Genomic DNA, 14238 nt, shown 5'->3' with positions numbered 1-14238 from the left:
TTATTTGCTGCGCATGACGTAGGTGCCGTCCCAGTCATCGGGCGGCGGCTTCGCGGCAAGCTCGTCGCAGCGCTCGACATACATGAGGGCAGCCTTGTCGTTCGGGTTCAGCGACAGCACACGCGTGAACAGCTCCCAGGCCTGCATCCAGCGCCGGTTGCGGTAGGCATCCAGCCCGTCGCGGAACAGGCCCATGGCGTCCACCAGGTGCGGATAGCTGTCGGCGGTGTGGAAGTCCAGCACTTCGTAAATCGACACCGGTTTGGTCTTGCCCTGCACCACCACGATATCCAGTTCGCGGGTGCGGTAGGTGCCGCGCAGGGCGCGGTAGGTGAATTCACTGATCAGGATGCGCGCGCCATACTGCTTGCAGGCCGACTCCAGGCGCGCGGCAAGGTTAACGCCGTCGCCGATGATGGTGTAGTCCATGCGCTTCTTGGACCCGATATTGCCGGACACTACCTGGTCGGTATTCAGGCCGATGCCGATATCGACCGGCGGCTTGCCCTCGCCCGCACGCTGGGCGTTCCAGGCCTGCAGCGCGCGGATCATGGCAATGGAGGTACGCACGGCGCGGTCGGCATCGTCTTCATGGCCGACCGGGATGCCGAAGGCGGCCATGATGGCGTCGCCGATGAACTTGTCCAGCATGCCCTCTTCGCGCTGGATGCAGTCCACCATCAGCGTGAAGTACTCGTTCAGCATGGCCACCGTGCCCTGCGCGCCCAACTGCTCGGTAATGGTGGTGAAGCTGCGGATATCGGAGAACAGCACGGTTGCCAGCACGTTCTTCCCGCCCAGCATATCGGCGCCTTCATTAATCATCTGGCTGGCGATGCCGGGATCCATGTAGCGCGACATGGTGGCGCGCAGGCGCTTCTCGCTGGAGATGTCCTCGATCATGATCATCGAGCCGATGCTCTTCTTCTCCACCGACAGCAAGGGCTGCATCGACACATTGGCCGAGATCCTGTCCTCGCCGACGATCAGTTCCGCATCCATCAGCTGCTCGGTCTCCTGCGAGCTTTCCACCTGTTTGATGCGCTCCAGCAGCCAGGCATTGGGGCCGTTGAAGAAGTCCGCAGCGCTGCGCCCGATCACGTCCGCGCTGCCGGCGCGGAAGATGCGCAGGCCGGCGGCGTTGCAGGTGACGATCTTGCCGTCGCCGTCCATCGTGATCACGCCGTTGGACATGGACTCCAGCATGGCCTCGTTATAGTTCTTCATCTGCTGCACGTCCGCGAACAGCTTGGCGTTTTCCAGCGCAATCGAGATCTGCGCGGTGAAGGCGCGCAGGCGGGACTCGTCTTCCGCCGTGAACGGGCCGCCGCGCTTGTTCAGCACCTGCGTAACGCCGATGGTCTTTCCGTTCTTGTTGATGATGGGGACGCACAGGATGGAGCGCGTGAAATAGCCGGTGCGCTTGTCGAAGGCCGGGTTGAAGCGCAGGTCCGCGTAGGCGTAGGGGATATTGATCGTTTTGCTGGAGGTGAACACGGCGCCCGCGATGCCCGCCGTATTCGGCAGGCGGATCTGCATGGACTCCAGCCCCTGCCCCACCTGCGACCACAGCTCGCCCGTTTTCTCGTCATTCAGGAACAGCGTGGAACGGTCGGCATTCAGCAGGCGCGTGGCCTCTCCCATTACGCGCTGCAGCAGGGAGCCGAGCTTGATGTCGGCCGTGACTTCGGAGACCACGTCGATGAACTCCATCTCCTGCTGGCGCACCTTTTTCATGCTCTCCAGGAAGCGCGCGCTTTGCAGCGCCAGCGTGCCCTGGGTGGTCAGCGCGCCCAGCATTTCCAGGTCGGCCTTCGTGAACTTGCCCTTGAGCTTGTTCAGCGTCTGCGCCACGCCGATGATCTCGCCCTTCACGGTGCGGATCGGCACGCACAGGATATTGCGCGTAACGAAGCCGGTCTGTTCATCCACCGAACGGTTGAAGCGCGGGTCGGCATAGGCGTCCGGAATCAGCAGCGGCTCGCCGGTGGTGAACACATGGCCGGCGATACCCACATGGTTCAGGAAGCGGATCTCGCGCTGGATATTGCCCTGGGCGACGCGCGAGAACAGCTCATTGGTCTCCGCATCGTTCAGGAACAGCGTGCCCCGTTCCGCGCCCAGCTGCTCGGTCGTGACCTCGACCAGGGCATTCAGGATTTCGTCGAGCGTATCGTAGGACGCCATGCGGCGCGACACTTCGAGCAGCAGCTCGACCTGGCGCAGCCGGCGGCTCTGGGCTTGTGGGGCAGGATCGGCCATACCGTCCATGGTCTCAGGCTTTCGCGGAAGCCTGGGCTTCCAGTGCGTCGCGCAGGGCGCGGATGGTGTCGTGCAGCTGCAGGTTTTCGGCGCGGTGGGCGGCTGCGGCCTGCTGCAGGGCTTCGCCCTTCTCCAGCGTGAGCCGCTCCAGTTCCGCGCGCAGGGCCACGATGGTTTCCCGCAGCTGGACGATTTCGGACTGGGCGCCCGATACCGCGTCCTGCGCCATGCGCTGGCGTTCGGCATGCACCGATTCCAGCTCGGCGCGCAGCGCGACGACGGTGCGCTGCAGATCGCGCACCTCGGCTAGCGCCTGGTTCAGGACTTCATTCGGTGAATCAGCTGGCGTGAAACTATGTTGGCTCATGCGCAGATGATATCACCTGTTATGAAATCAGTAACGCATTTCCAGCGTTACCCGCGTCGTCACGTAACCGGGGAAGATCGTGGTCCGGCGCTGCACGCCGCTGACGTCCGCGTAGGCGTAATCGGCCACAAACTCCTGCGCCAGCAGGTTCGATGCCGCCACCCGCAGCTGCAGCTTGGGATTGAACTTCCACAGCGCGTAGACATCGAGGTCGCGGCGCACGGTCTGGTAGGTGGACTGCTGCACGGTGGTCTGCACGTAGCCGCCGGTCTTGAAGGCGTAGCTGCCGCCCAGCGACAGCTTGCCGTCCTTCGTTTTGTAGTCCGCGCCCAGCGTGGCCGAGAATGGCACCTGCTGGTCCAGGCGGTTGTCCGGACCGGGCACCGAATCCACCTTGGACCAGTTGCGGTTGGCGCTCGCACGCAGGTCCAGCGACGGCGCATCCTTCATGATGGCGCTGAGCGGGAACTTCGTTTCCAGCTCGATGCTGCGCGTGGTGGCGTGGCCATCGTTCATCGGCGTCAGCACCCAGCGGCCGTTTTCGAGGAAGACGCCCGGACGCGTGTAGCCATTGATGCGGCGCATCGATGCGGCCACGCTGAACAGCGCATTCTCGGCCCAGTAGTGTTCATAGGAGGCGTCGATGCCGGATGCCAGCTCCGGCTTCAGGTCCGGGTTGCCGCGGCGGTCCGGATCGGTCTGCGAGTTGTTGGTGGAGGTGAAGCGGCGCGGAATCAGGCTGCTGGCCTGCGGCGCCTTGTAGGTGCGCGTGAGCGCCAGGCGCAGCTGGTCCTTGCTGTTCGGGAGCTTGTACAGGGTTTGCGCGATGGGACTCCACACGCTGTTGTTCTGCTTCACCTTGTCGAAGGTATTGCCTTCGCTTTCCGTGAACAGTCCTTCCCAGCGCAGGCCCACATACATGGACCAGCGCGGCGTGATGTTCCATTCATCCTGGGCATACAGCGCCATGCGGCTGACCTTGGCCTCATAGCCTTCGTCGGTATTTTCGGGGCTGCTGCCCGGCAGGTCCACATCGCGCTCGATGCGCGAATCCTCGCGCCAGTTGATGCCGCCGTCCCAGCCCATCGCCAGCGCGTGGTTGGGAATCAGGGGCGAGGAATATTTGCCGGTGGTGGAGAAGCCCTTCTCCGTCGTCTTGCTGAGCACCGTGGCATCGCGCTGCAGCACATTCTGGTTATAGCCGAACTGGTGCCAGGTGCCGGTATTGCGCAGGCCGTTGATGCCGATCTTGGTATCCAGCTTGCCGCCGCCGGACAGCTTGTGCACCCAGTTCAGGTCCGTGCGGGCAAAGAAGTTGTGGTTGCTGAAGTCCTCGTCGCGGATCTGGTAGCGCGGCGGCAGGCCGACCGGCGTGTCGATATCCGCATCGGCGCTGCCGATGAATTTATTCAGGTTGACGAAGGTTTGCGAGGTCAGCGTATCGCCGTTCTCCAGCGTCCAGTTCAGGCGCGGCGACAGGTTGAAGCCTTCCGGATTGGCGTGGTCGATCTGCTGCGTGTTGCGCTGCGAACGCAGCACGCCGCCGGCATCCACGAAAGTTTCCACCACGGGCGACGAGCGCTCGAAGATGCCCCGGTAGAAATTGGCGCCCAGCGAATACGACATCTTGCCCATCTTGTCCGACATCTGCAGGCTGACGTTCGGCGTGAACTGCTCGTGGCTCTTGCCTGCACCGACCTTGATTTCGCGCTGCTGGGTCTTGATCGCTTTCTTGAGCACGATGTTGATGGTGCCCGCGATCGATTGCGTGCTGAACTCGGCGCTGGCCGCGCGCAGCACTTCGATGCGCTCGATGACATCCGGCGACAGGCTGTCGATGGAGAAGCCGGCCGGCGCGCGTTCGCCGTTCAGCAGGATCTGCGTATAGCCGCTGCCCAGGCCGCGCATGCGGATCTCGCCGCCGCCCCGTCCTGCCGCGCCGCCCACGGTCACGCCGGGCACGCGCTTGAGCACATCGTTGACGGAGGTGTCGCCGTAACGCAGGATCTCTTCGTTGGTGATGACGATCTTGCTGGCCGTGTCATCGCGGCGCGGATCGTAAGCTTCGGTGGAGCCCTTGATTTCCACCTTCTGTATTTCCTTTGCCGGGGCTTTCGCTTCGGGCTTGGGAGTGTCTTCGGGCTTTACCGTTTGGGCGTGCGACTGGAATGCCGAGGCCACCGCGGCTGCGGCGAGCGTCAGGCGAAACAGGGTATGGCGGTTCATGGCTAACTTCTATGAGTTGGTCAGGGAGCGGTATTGTCCCTTACTTTCAGGAAAATTTGTTCACTTTTCTAGAAAATATTTTCTAGACCTCCTTCCCCTATGGCGCCAGCTATAATGCCGGTTCGCCGTGTTAACAGGAAAACCATATCGTGTCTCGTTTGGCCGTTCTGCCCCAGTACCTGCTTCCCAAGGGAGCGCTGACCAATTTTGCCGGCCGCGTGGCCGGGCACAAAGGCGGCGCCATGACCACCCGCCTGATCCGTTGGTTCGTGGGCAAGTACGATGTGAATATGGACGAGGCCGAGAATCCGGATATCGCCAGCTACCACAGCTTCAACGAATTCTTCACGCGCGCCCTGAAGCCGGGCGTGCGCCCGCTGGCCGATGCGGACTTCATCTGTCCGGTGGATGGCCGCATCAGCCAGTTCGGCGCCATCGAGGACGACCAGATTTTCCAGGCCAAGGGCCACAAGTTCAGCACCACCGCGCTGGTGGGCGGCGACCGCGCGCTGGCCGAACAGTTCCGCCATGGCAGTTTCGCGAATCTCTACCTGAGCCCGCGCGACTACCACCGCATCCACATGCCCTGCGACGGCAAGCTGACGCGCATGATCTATATTCCGGGCGAGCTGTTCTCCGTGAACCCGACCACGGCGCGCGGCATTCCCGGCCTGTTTGCGCGCAATGAGCGCGTGGTGTGCGTGTTCGATACGGCGTCCGGCCCCTTCGTGATGACGCTGGTGGGCGCGACGATCGTGGGCAGCATGGCCACCGTATGGCACGGGGTGGTGAACCCGCCGCGCCAGCCGAATATCGCCGAGTGGACTTATGCCGACCAGAATATCGTGCTGAAAAAAGGCGAGGAACTGGGCCGCTTCCTGCTGGGCTCCACCGTAGTGATGCTGTTCCCGAAAGACACGCTGCAGTTCAATCCAGCATGGCAACCGGCCGGCCCGGTGCGGCTGGGCGAGATGATGGCCGGCCTCAAGTCCGCCTGATCCACATCAGCTTCGCCTCCTTCGGTTTTGGACTACACTGGATCGAAGGAGGCCTTCATGACCACTGCCGATCACGAATACTTTGACGCACGCTTTGAGGGCATGCGCGAATATATCGATGCCCGCTTCCAGAGCGAACGGCAATACAGCGATGCACGCTTTGCAGAACTCAAGGCCGAGCTGCACCAGACGATTGCGCAAACCGTAAAATGGTCGGCCGGCATCGCGTCCGCCACGCTGGCATTGTTCGTGACGCTGGTAGCTTTCGTCATGAACAACGCCGTGCCACGCACCGTGCCGGCTGCTACGGCCCAGGCCGCGCCAGCACCGATTGTCATCGTGATTCCCCCCGCCGCGCTGGTTCAGGCGCCCAAACCCTGAGGCTTGGGCCGGCTGCGGTCGAAGTGCTCTTCCAGCATATCCAGGAATACCCGCGTTTTGGCCGGCATCAGCCGCCGCCCTGGAAACACCGCCCAGCCCGTCACGGACGGGAAACTCCACTCCGGCAGCACCCGCACCAGCGCCCCCACTTTCAGCAGCGGCGCCGAGAAACGGTCCGTGCAACTCGCGATGCCGACGCCGGTCTGCGCCAGCCGCGCCAGCAGCTCGGGCGAATTGCCGGTGAGGCGCACCGGCACATCGCGCTCCCATACCGTTTTGCCCTTCTCCAGCTTCCAGCTGGCCAGCCCTTCATGCGAGCGTCCCAGCGCGAGCAGGTCATGGCGGAACAGGTCGTCCGGATGCTCCGGCAGGCCGCGCCGCGCGATATAGCTGGGTGAAGCGAACAGCGCCCAGACGCTGTGCGCCACCGGCCGCGCCGCCAGCGCCGCATCGTCCGGCAGCGCGCCCATGCGGATGGCCAGGTCGAAGCCCTCCGCCAGGATGTCCACGCGGCGCGGCGACAGGTCCAGCTGCAGCGAGACGTTCGGATACTTGCCCATGAAGGCAGGCAGCATTGCCGCCAGCTCCAGGTTTGCGTAATCGGCCGGCATCGATACGCGCAGCAGGCCGTTCGGCGCCTGCTGGCGGTGCTGGGCCAGCGCGCCCGCGGCCTCCGTCTCTTCCGCCACCTTGCGCGCATGCGCCAGCAGGCTCGCGCCCAGCTCGGTCAGCACCAGCTTGCGCGTGGTGCGCTGCAGGAGGCGTTCGCCCAGTTGCGCTTCCAGCAGGGACAGGCGGCGCGAAACCGTCGATTTCGGCAACTGCAGCTGCTCCGCCGCCTGGCTGAAGCTGCCGCACTCCACGATACGGGCAAACAGCAGCAGGTCCGAAGGGTCAATATGCATGAGATTGTTCCACCAGTGGATTAATGCTATCCATTTTACCGGCTTTTTCTTCGATATTGGAACGAGTAAAGTAACTCCATCGCAACACCAAACCAATACAGGAGCAATACCATGAACATCTTGCAGATCAACTCCAGCGCCCGCAGCACCGGTTCCGAATCCACCCGCCTGGCGGACGCCATCGTAGCCAAAATCGGCGCCGGCGCCACCGTAGTGCGCCGCGACTTGGCCGCCAACCCTCACCCAGTGCTGGACGAAGCCGCGCTGCAAGCGCTGTTCACTCCGGCAGACCAGCGCACTCCCGAACAGGCGGCCCGCGTGGCGCTGGACGACGCCCTGATCGCCCAGGTGCAAGCGGCGGACGTGATCGTGATCGGCGCCCCAATGTACAACTTCGGCATCACCGTGCAGCTGAAAAGCTGGTTCGACGCGATTGCACGTGCCGGCGTCACCTTCAAATACGGCCCTACCGGTCCGGTTGGCCTGCTGACCGGCAAAAAAGTATATGTCGCCGTGACCCGCGGCGGCCTGCACAAGGACGCGCCGAGCGACACCCAGCTGCCGCACCTGAAAACCTTCCTGAACTTCGTCGGCCTCAATGATGTACAGTTCGTGTTCTCGGAAGGCCACGGCATGGGTCCGGAAGCCGTTGCGAAAGCGCGCGCCGAAGCGGAAGAACAGATCAACGCAGTACTGGTGTAAGCACCAATCAGGAACAGGAGAACAGCATGGCAAACATCACTCGCGTAGCAAGCGGCGAACAGCTCGTGTCGCCGCGTAGTGTGGAACGCATCATCCACGGCCAGGCCGTGATGGATGGGGCGGGCGTGAAGATCAACCGTGTCCTCACGCAGCCGCTGCAGCGCCGCCTCGATCCTTTCCTGATGCTGGACAATTTCGGTTCGGACGAAGCCAACGACTACATCGCCGGCTTCCCCGACCACCCGCACCGCGGCTTCGAGACCGTGACCTATATGCTCACCGGCCGCATGCGCCACCGCGACAGTGCGGGCAATGAAGGCCTGCTGGAAAACGGCGGCGTGCAATGGATGACCGCAGGCCGTGGCGTGATCCACTCCGAGATGCCGGAACAGGAAGCGGGCCTGATGGAAGGCTTCCAGCTGTGGCTCAACCTGCCCGCGAAAGACAAGATGCGCAAGCCCTGGTACAAGGACTTCAAGGCCGATGAAATTCCTGCATTCACCACGCCTTCCGGCGCGCTGGTGCGCGTGATAGCGGGCGCCAGCCACGGTGTGGCGGGCGCGGTGCAGCGCGAGGTGACGGAGCCGGTATATATCGACGTGGAGCTGCCGGCGGGCGCCAGCTTCAGCCAGCTGCTGCCGGCCGGGCACAACGCCTTCCTCTACACCTATCGCGGTGAAGTGAGCATCGGCGGCAAGGCGGTGCCGGCGCGCAGCATGGCGATCCTCGCCAACACCGCCGGCGCGGACGGTGTGCAGGTCGAAGCGGCGGAAGCCAGCCGCTTCATCCTGATCGCAGGCCAGCCCCTGAACGAGCCGATCGCGCAGTACGGCCCCTTCGTGATGAACACGCAGGAAGAGATCTTCCAGGCCGTGAACGACTTCCGCGCCGGCCTGCTGGGTGAAGAGGCGCAGACGGCATAAGGCGGGCCGCGCTACAATGCGCGGATGACCAGCCCACTGATTGATTTGCTCAGGCGCGTGAGCCGCGCGCTCGGCTTCGAAACCGTCGATTCCTTCCCGCCGGGGCACGCCTATGCGCGCACCCGGTGGAATGCCGCATATTTCGATATCGCTTCCGACGTGAAGCCGGACGAGATTGAGCGCCGCATCTGCGACGCCATTGCCAACACGCCCCTCGTGTTCGCGCACATCAGCAACCCTACCCCGCGCATGCAGCGCGCCCTGTTCGGCGTGATCGAGCAGCGCCTGCGCCACCGCCACCAGCGCGATGCCGCCCAGCTGGCCGCGCTGCTGATCAAGGCCTACGCCAGCCGCGATATTCCGGAGGCCATGCCCGGCCTGCGCAATGTGATTGCCGATACCGCCAATGAGGAAGCCGGCGTACGCATCCAGGCCGTGCTGGATTTCCTGAACAGCGTGCAATCGCCGTTCGATGTGATCGAGATGCGCCACTGATGGAATTGCTGCTCAAACTGGTTCACCCCACGGTCCACTCCACCGAAGGCCGCGCTTTACGGCGCGATGCGGTGCGTGCCGTCATCATGCACGGTGACGATATCCTGCTGCTCTACACGCGCCGCTACGACGACTACAGCCTGCCCGGCGGCGGCCTCGATGCGGGCGAAGACATGATCGCAGGCCTGCAGCGCGAACTGGCCGAGGAAACGGGCGCGCAGGACGTGCAGGTGCTGGATGCGATCGGCTATATCGACGAATACCGGCCCAGCCCCGAGCCGGGCTACGACCACCTCTTCATGCGCTCTTACATCTACCGCTGCAGCGCCAGCCGCGAGCTGGGCGAGGCGCAGATGGAGCACTACGAGATCAGCAACGGCATGGCGCCGGAATGGGTGCCGCTGGCCCGCGCCGCCGCGCATAACGAAGCGGTCATTGCGCGGCAGGATGCGGGGATGGGGATGTCGATTGTTCGCGAGACGTGGACGCTGAATTATCTGCGCGGCTTGCGGGAACAAAGCGCTCGCGCAGCTTCATGAACGGCGTTTCCACCAGCAGGTAAAGCAGGAAGCCCGCCAGCAGCGAGGCTGCAATCAGGATGGCGATCGTCAGCGGATGCTCGGCGCCGAGGCGGTAGCGCTCCTGCAGCTCCTTGGCGAGGATGATGCACAGCTGCTTGTGCGTCAGGTAGATCGCATAGGACCAGATGGCAATGCTGGCGGCGCCGGGTACCCGCATGCGCGACAGCAGCGAACCCGGACTGAGCGCGGCCAGCAGCAGCATGCCGAACGCCACGCCCAGCAGCGGATAGCCCACCACACTGATCGCATAGCCGAAATGCGCGTCGAGGAAGAACCATGCGCAAGCGCTGAACAGCAGCAGGCCGCCCGCCAGCATCCAGTTGCCGGCGGAGGTGAGGCGCGCCCACAAGGCGGCGTGATAGTTCTTCACCATGGCCAGCGCCACGCCGGCCAGCAGTTCGTCGAAACGGCACCAGGTGGCGTAATATATCTCCGTGTAGGCACGCGCGTTGCCGCCCGCCGGAGGCTGGACATCCTGCCAGGCCAGCGCGCGGAACGCCATGCCCGCAGCGACGCTGGCTGCGATAGCGCACCAGCCCAGCGCCAGCGATCCGCGGCAGGCCGCAATCAGCAGCACGGCGGCGGGCAGCAGCATGTAGAACTGCTCCTCCACGCACAGCGACCAGGCGTGCGAGAAGCGCGTGCCGGGAATCAGTTCCAGGTTCAGCGTGAAGGTCCAGTACTGCCACCACGGCGCATGCTGGGTGCCGCCCGCCCACAAGGGCCAGAAAGCATACAGCGCCAGCACCACGTAATAGTTGGGCAGCGTGCGCAGCAGGCGGCGCGCGTAGAAATTCTTCAGCGAGAAGCTGTCCTGGCGCAGGCCCGCGAAGATCTGGTTGCCGATCAGGTAGCCGGATAGCGCGAAGAACAGGTCCACGCCCATCCATCCCAGTTCGCTGACCACGCCGAAGGTCGGACGGTTGCTGACAAAGCCCATGTAGTGGTTGGTGAACACCAGCATGATGGCGAGCGCGCGCAGCGTATCGAGTCCGTGGATGCGTTGGGTCTTCATCCGGCCATTTTACCTTTGGACAGGCGGATTACCGCTAGAATACCGGCACCGTTTTTTCACCGAGGACATCCAGCATGACCGTAGCGAGCGAATTGCATTTCAAATCCGTCAATTACACCGGCCAGGGCAAGGGACCGCGCCTGATCATCATGGGCGCCGTGCATGGCAATGAAACGGCGGGCACCAGGGGCATTGTGCGCGTGATGGAGCAGCTGGACAAGGGCGAACTGCGCATCCTGAACGGCAGCGTGACCTTTGTGCCGGTGGCGAATCCGCTGGCGTATGCGAAAGGCGAGCGCGCGGGCGACCGCAACCTGAACCGCGACCTGTTCCCGAAGGACGATCCGAAGGATTTCGAGGACCGCATCGCCAACTGGCTGTGTCCCCTGCTCGCCGCGCACGATGTGCTGCTGGACCTGCACTCCTTCAATGCACAGAGCCAGCCTTTCGTGATGGTGGGCCCGCGCAATAACGATGGGCCGCTCGAGCCATTCCAGCATGAAGAACAAGAGCGCGCCCTGGCCCGCATCCTGGGCGTGAAGCGTTTTGTCGATGGCTGGCTGCGTACCTATGGCGACGGAGTGCAGCGCCGCATGCGCGATACCAGCGAGCTGCAGACGGTGCTGCGCTATGGCGTGGGCACCACGGAATTCATGCGCAGCACCGGCGGCTATGCGCTGACGCTGGAATGCGGCCAGCATGCGGATCCGCAGGCGCCGGAAGTGGCCTACCGCGCCATCATGAACACGCTGGGGCACCTGGGGCTGATCGATGCGCCGGCGCCGGCGCCGATTGCGCGCGAGGAGATGGAATACCTGAGCATGATGGAAGTGCACGACAAGCTGCACGACGGCGATCATTTCAGCCGCGTGTGGGCCAGCTTCGACCGCGTGTCCGCCGGCGAGGAGATCGGCCGCCGCGCCGACGGCACGCCGGTGCTGGCGCCCTTCGATGCCATCATCCTGTTCCCGGATACGGGAGCCAAAGCCAATAATGAGTGGTACTACCTGGCCCGCGTTAACGATTCCTTCTGAGAACGATGGCAGCGGTATATTATTGCTGCCATATCAACTCCGGAGGTCTTCATGCTCTTGCTGGCTCAGATCGTGGTGGGCATTGTCCTGCTGATCCATGTCTACATCGTGCTGCTGGAAACGGTGCTGTTCGATACGCGCGGGCGCCGCGTGTTCGGGCTCAGCGCCGAGAAGGCCGCGGTCGTGAAGCCGGCCATGTCCAACCAGGGCTGCTATAACGGCTTCCTGGCGGCGGCGCTGGCCGTATTTTTCCTCCATCCCCATCCCGACGTGGCGCGCGCCTTTGCCGTATACGGCCTGCTGTGCGTGGCCGTGGCCGGCATATGGGGCGGCGTGACGGTAAGCCGCCGCATCATTTTCGTGCAGACGCTGCCCGCTGTGCTGGGCCTGGTATTGCTGCAACTGGCCTGATTTTCCTGTTTTTCATGTGGTCCCCTGCAGGACTTGTTTTTATATCGTAGAATCCCAATGTATAAATCGGAAGTTACCGATATGACCGAAACGATCGACTTTGACGCCATCCATAAAGCCCTCGCCAATCCAGTACGCCGGCAGATTCTCAGCTGGCTGAAGGAACCGGAGGCCTACTTCTCGGAGCAGACGCATCCGCTCTCGATGGGGGTATGTGCGGGCTTGATCGATCGCCGCAGCGGACTGTCGCAGTCGACGGTTTCCGGCCACCTTGCCGTGCTATCCAAGGCGGGGCTGGTGGTGACGCAGCGGGCCGGTCAGTGGACCTTCTTCAAACGCAATGAAGAAGTGATCCGGGCATATCTCGACCACATGAACGCCAGCCTCTAGCTGGCACAAACAAAGGAAATGACATGGCAAACCTGTTCGACCCGCTCACCATTGGTGCGGTGACCCTGAAAAACCGCGTTGTGATGGCGCCCCTCACCCGTTCGCGCGCTATTGGCGGCGGCCGCGTGCCGAACGCGCTGATGGCTGAATACTATGCGCAGCGCGCTTCGGCCGGCATGATCCTGACGGAGGCCACCTCGGTTACGCCGCAGGGCGTGGGCTATGAGAACACGCCGGGCATCTGGTCGGACGAACAGGTGGAAGGCTGGAAGCTGGTGACGAAGGCTGTGCACGACAAGGGCGGCAAGATCTTCCTGCAGCTGTGGCATGTGGGCCGTATTTCCGATCCCAGCCTGCTGAATGGCGACGCGCCGGTGGCGCCGAGCGCGATTGCGGCGAAGGGCAATGTCAGCCTGCTGCGGCCGGTGCGTCCCTACAGCACGCCGCGCGCGCTGGAGCTGTCCGAGATTCCGGGCGTGATCGAGGCCTACCGCAAGGGCGCCGAGAACGCGAAGAAAGCCGGTTTCGACGGCGTGCAGCTGCACGGCGCCAACGGCTACCTGCTCGACCAGTTCCTGCAGGACAGCACCAACCAGCGCACCGACCAGTACGGCGGCTCGATCGAGAACCGCGCCCGCCTGATGCTGGAAGCAACGGACGCCGTGATTTCGGTGTGGGGCGCCGACCGTGTCGGCATGCACCTGGCGCCGCGCCGCGACTCGCACGACATGGGCGATTCCACGCCGGCCGAGACCTTCGGCTATGTGGCGCGCGAGCTGGGCAAGCGCAAGATCGCCTTCATCGCCGCGCGCGAAGCGATTGGCGAGGACAGCCTGGGCCCGCTGCTGAAGAAAGAATTCGGCGGCGTCTACATCGCCAATGAGAAATTCACGCTGGAGAGCGCACAGCAAGCGCTGGCCGACGGCCGCGCCGACGCCATCGCCTGGGGCAAGGACTTCATCGCCAACCCCGACCTGCCGGAGCGCCTGCGCCAGAAGGCCGCGCTGAACCCCCAGCGCAGCGAGCTGTTCTACGGCGGCGGCGCCGAAGGCTACACCGACTACCCCGCCCTCGCCTGACACCATGGGGTCAGGCACCTGGTGTCAGTATCGAGCAGCAATACGCAGCAACTGACACGTGGTGCCTGACCCCAAGGTGTCAGGGTGTGCCGTTAGCGGGGGATGCTGTAGTTGACGGGGACGAACTGGTAGGACTTGCCGGTGGCGCGCAAGTGGCCCAGGGCCGGGAACGGCAGGTGGGCGGCGCCGATCAGGTAGCCCTGCTTGGCAGCATCGGCGAAGGCGGCCTTGCGTTGCGCGAGCGCGGCCTTGCTGTCGCTGTCGAAGTCGATCGTCACCGAAGGGTCGTCAAACTGCACCGAGGCGACGTGCATCAGGTCGCCGATCAGCACCAGCTTCTGGCCCTTGCTTTCCACCACGTAGCTGGTGTGGCCGGGTGTGTGGCCGAAGCTGGAGCTGGCCTTGATGCCGGGCACCAGCTCGGTGCTGCCTTCGAAGGGCTGGAACTTGCCGGCATCCGCATACGGGC

At 63.7% G+C, this 14238-nt stretch carries 16 protein-coding genes; 10 read left to right on the top strand and 6 right to left on the bottom strand.

Translation table 11 applies throughout. The features are described 5' to 3' along the window. From ACJRPG_RS23665 to ACJRPG_RS23655, 3 genes are read right to left on the bottom strand one after another with little or no spacing between them, the layout of a single operon-like run. Positions 1–2262 carry a GAF domain-containing protein gene (locus ACJRPG_RS23665; RefSeq protein WP_408002567.1) on the bottom strand — a complete coding sequence of 754 codons (2262 nt, stop codon included), beginning with the start codon at positions 2260–2262 and terminating at the stop codon, positions 1–3. Between the two features lie 13 nt (positions 2263–2275). Further along, the gene (locus tag ACJRPG_RS23660) at positions 2276–2629 is read right to left on the bottom strand and encodes a hypothetical protein (RefSeq protein ID WP_408002566.1); all 354 of its coding nucleotides are present in this window, start codon (positions 2627–2629) and stop codon (positions 2276–2278) included. A 27-nt stretch (positions 2630–2656) separates the two neighbouring features. Continuing rightward, positions 2657–4855 (bottom strand): TonB-dependent receptor plug domain-containing protein, encoded by a 2199-nt coding sequence (locus ACJRPG_RS23655; protein ID WP_408002565.1) that lies wholly within the window; start codon positions 4853–4855, stop codon positions 2657–2659. A 146-nt stretch (positions 4856–5001) separates the two neighbouring features. Between ACJRPG_RS23655 and asd the strand changes: the two genes are divergently transcribed. Together asd and ACJRPG_RS23645 are read left to right on the top strand one after the other, a co-directional pair. Further along, on the top strand, positions 5002–5853 hold the full coding sequence (gene asd / locus ACJRPG_RS23650; RefSeq protein WP_408002622.1) for an archaetidylserine decarboxylase: 852 nt from the start codon (positions 5002–5004) through the stop codon (positions 5851–5853). Positions 5854–5910: 57 nt separating this feature from the next. Further along, positions 5911–6234, top strand: a complete 324-nt coding sequence (locus ACJRPG_RS23645) for a hypothetical protein (protein WP_408002564.1) — start codon at positions 5911–5913, stop codon at positions 6232–6234. On the opposite strand, the gene ACJRPG_RS23640 is transcribed toward ACJRPG_RS23645, so the two are convergent. Next, positions 6216–7139 (bottom strand): LysR family transcriptional regulator, encoded by a 924-nt coding sequence (locus tag ACJRPG_RS23640; protein ID WP_408002563.1) that lies wholly within the window; start codon positions 7137–7139, stop codon positions 6216–6218. The two genes, ACJRPG_RS23645 and ACJRPG_RS23640, sit on opposite strands and share 19 nt — an antisense overlap. 111 nt (positions 7140–7250) lie before the next feature. On the opposite strand from ACJRPG_RS23640, the gene ACJRPG_RS23635 reads away from it, so the two are divergent. Genes ACJRPG_RS23635 through ACJRPG_RS23620 form a run of 4 tightly spaced genes read left to right on the top strand, consistent with a single transcriptional unit; the run spans position 7251 to position 9798 of the window. Continuing rightward, complete coding sequence (locus ACJRPG_RS23635) at positions 7251–7841, top strand: FMN-dependent NADH-azoreductase (RefSeq protein ID WP_408002562.1); 591 nt, start codon at positions 7251–7253, stop codon at positions 7839–7841. 26 nt (positions 7842–7867) lie between these two features. Continuing rightward, the gene (locus ACJRPG_RS23630; RefSeq protein WP_408002561.1) at positions 7868–8764 is read left to right on the top strand and encodes a pirin family protein; all 897 of its coding nucleotides are present in this window, start codon (positions 7868–7870) and stop codon (positions 8762–8764) included. A 24-nt stretch (positions 8765–8788) separates the two neighbouring features. Next, on the top strand, positions 8789–9259 hold the full coding sequence (locus ACJRPG_RS23625; protein ID WP_408002560.1) for a hypothetical protein: 471 nt from the start codon (positions 8789–8791) through the stop codon (positions 9257–9259). Further along, a complete protein-coding gene (locus ACJRPG_RS23620; protein WP_408002559.1) occupies positions 9259–9798 on the top strand; it encodes an NUDIX domain-containing protein in 540 nt (179 codons plus the stop codon). Before ACJRPG_RS23625 ends, ACJRPG_RS23620 begins: the two co-directional genes overlap by 1 nt. On the opposite strand, the gene ACJRPG_RS23615 is transcribed toward ACJRPG_RS23620, so the two are convergent. Beyond that, entirely contained in the window at positions 9692–10855 is a 1164-nt protein-coding gene (locus tag ACJRPG_RS23615; protein ID WP_408002558.1) for an acyltransferase family protein, read from the bottom strand. The genes ACJRPG_RS23620 and ACJRPG_RS23615 overlap by 107 nt on opposite strands. A gap of 74 nt (positions 10856–10929) precedes the next feature. Between ACJRPG_RS23615 and ACJRPG_RS23610 the strand changes: the two genes are divergently transcribed. The 4 genes from ACJRPG_RS23610 to ACJRPG_RS23595 all read left to right on the top strand — a co-directional run bounded on the left by ACJRPG_RS23610 (position 10930) and on the right by ACJRPG_RS23595 (position 13769). Next, positions 10930–11889, top strand: coding sequence for a M14 family metallopeptidase (locus ACJRPG_RS23610; RefSeq protein ID WP_408002557.1), 960 nt, complete (start codon positions 10930–10932; stop codon positions 11887–11889). 51 nt (positions 11890–11940) lie between these two features. Beyond that, on the top strand, positions 11941–12300 hold the full coding sequence (locus ACJRPG_RS23605) for a DUF1304 domain-containing protein (RefSeq protein WP_408002556.1): 360 nt from the start codon (positions 11941–11943) through the stop codon (positions 12298–12300). 81 nt (positions 12301–12381) lie between these two features. After that, positions 12382–12690, top strand: a complete 309-nt coding sequence (locus ACJRPG_RS23600) for an ArsR/SmtB family transcription factor (RefSeq protein ID WP_408002555.1) — start codon at positions 12382–12384, stop codon at positions 12688–12690. A gap of 23 nt (positions 12691–12713) precedes the next feature. After that, complete coding sequence (locus tag ACJRPG_RS23595; protein WP_408002554.1) at positions 12714–13769, top strand: alkene reductase; 1056 nt, start codon at positions 12714–12716, stop codon at positions 13767–13769. Between the two features lie 92 nt (positions 13770–13861). Here ACJRPG_RS23595 and ACJRPG_RS23590 read toward each other — a convergent pair. Beyond that, positions 13862–14238: MBL fold metallo-hydrolase (locus tag ACJRPG_RS23590; RefSeq protein ID WP_510183114.1), on the bottom strand; the 377-nt coding region annotated here is incomplete at its 5' end.

It is taken from the genome of Pseudoduganella rhizocola, from assembly GCF_045984285.3.
Lineage (GTDB): Bacteria > Pseudomonadota > Gammaproteobacteria > Burkholderiales > Burkholderiaceae_D > Rugamonas.
Note: the sequence above shows the minus strand (reverse complement) of the source record. Positions and strands in the feature narration are given on the sequence as shown.

Coding starts and splice junctions, on each gene's coding strand:
- ACJRPG_RS23635 (WP_408002562.1), top strand. CDS start 7,251: ATGAACATCTTGCAGATCAACTCCAGCGCCCGCAGCACCGGTTCCGAA.
- ACJRPG_RS23655 (WP_408002565.1), bottom strand. CDS start 4,855: ATGAACCGCCATACCCTGTTTCGCCTGACGCTCGCCGCAGCCGCGGTG.
- ACJRPG_RS23625 (WP_408002560.1), top strand. CDS start 8,789: ATGACCAGCCCACTGATTGATTTGCTCAGGCGCGTGAGCCGCGCGCTC.
- ACJRPG_RS23600 (WP_408002555.1), top strand. CDS start 12,382: ATGACCGAAACGATCGACTTTGACGCCATCCATAAAGCCCTCGCCAAT.
- ACJRPG_RS23620 (WP_408002559.1), top strand. CDS start 9,259: ATGGAATTGCTGCTCAAACTGGTTCACCCCACGGTCCACTCCACCGAA.
- ACJRPG_RS23665 (WP_408002567.1), bottom strand. CDS start 2,262: ATGGCCGATCCTGCCCCACAAGCCCAGAGCCGCCGGCTGCGCCAGGTC.
- ACJRPG_RS23645 (WP_408002564.1), top strand. CDS start 5,911: ATGACCACTGCCGATCACGAATACTTTGACGCACGCTTTGAGGGCATG.
- ACJRPG_RS23630 (WP_408002561.1), top strand. CDS start 7,868: ATGGCAAACATCACTCGCGTAGCAAGCGGCGAACAGCTCGTGTCGCCG.
- ACJRPG_RS23595 (WP_408002554.1), top strand. CDS start 12,714: ATGGCAAACCTGTTCGACCCGCTCACCATTGGTGCGGTGACCCTGAAA.
- ACJRPG_RS23610 (WP_408002557.1), top strand. CDS start 10,930: ATGACCGTAGCGAGCGAATTGCATTTCAAATCCGTCAATTACACCGGC.
- ACJRPG_RS23615 (WP_408002558.1), bottom strand. CDS start 10,855: ATGAAGACCCAACGCATCCACGGACTCGATACGCTGCGCGCGCTCGCC.
- ACJRPG_RS23660 (WP_408002566.1), bottom strand. CDS start 2,629: ATGAGCCAACATAGTTTCACGCCAGCTGATTCACCGAATGAAGTCCTG.
- ACJRPG_RS23605 (WP_408002556.1), top strand. CDS start 11,941: ATGCTCTTGCTGGCTCAGATCGTGGTGGGCATTGTCCTGCTGATCCAT.
- ACJRPG_RS23640 (WP_408002563.1), bottom strand. CDS start 7,139: ATGCATATTGACCCTTCGGACCTGCTGCTGTTTGCCCGTATCGTGGAG.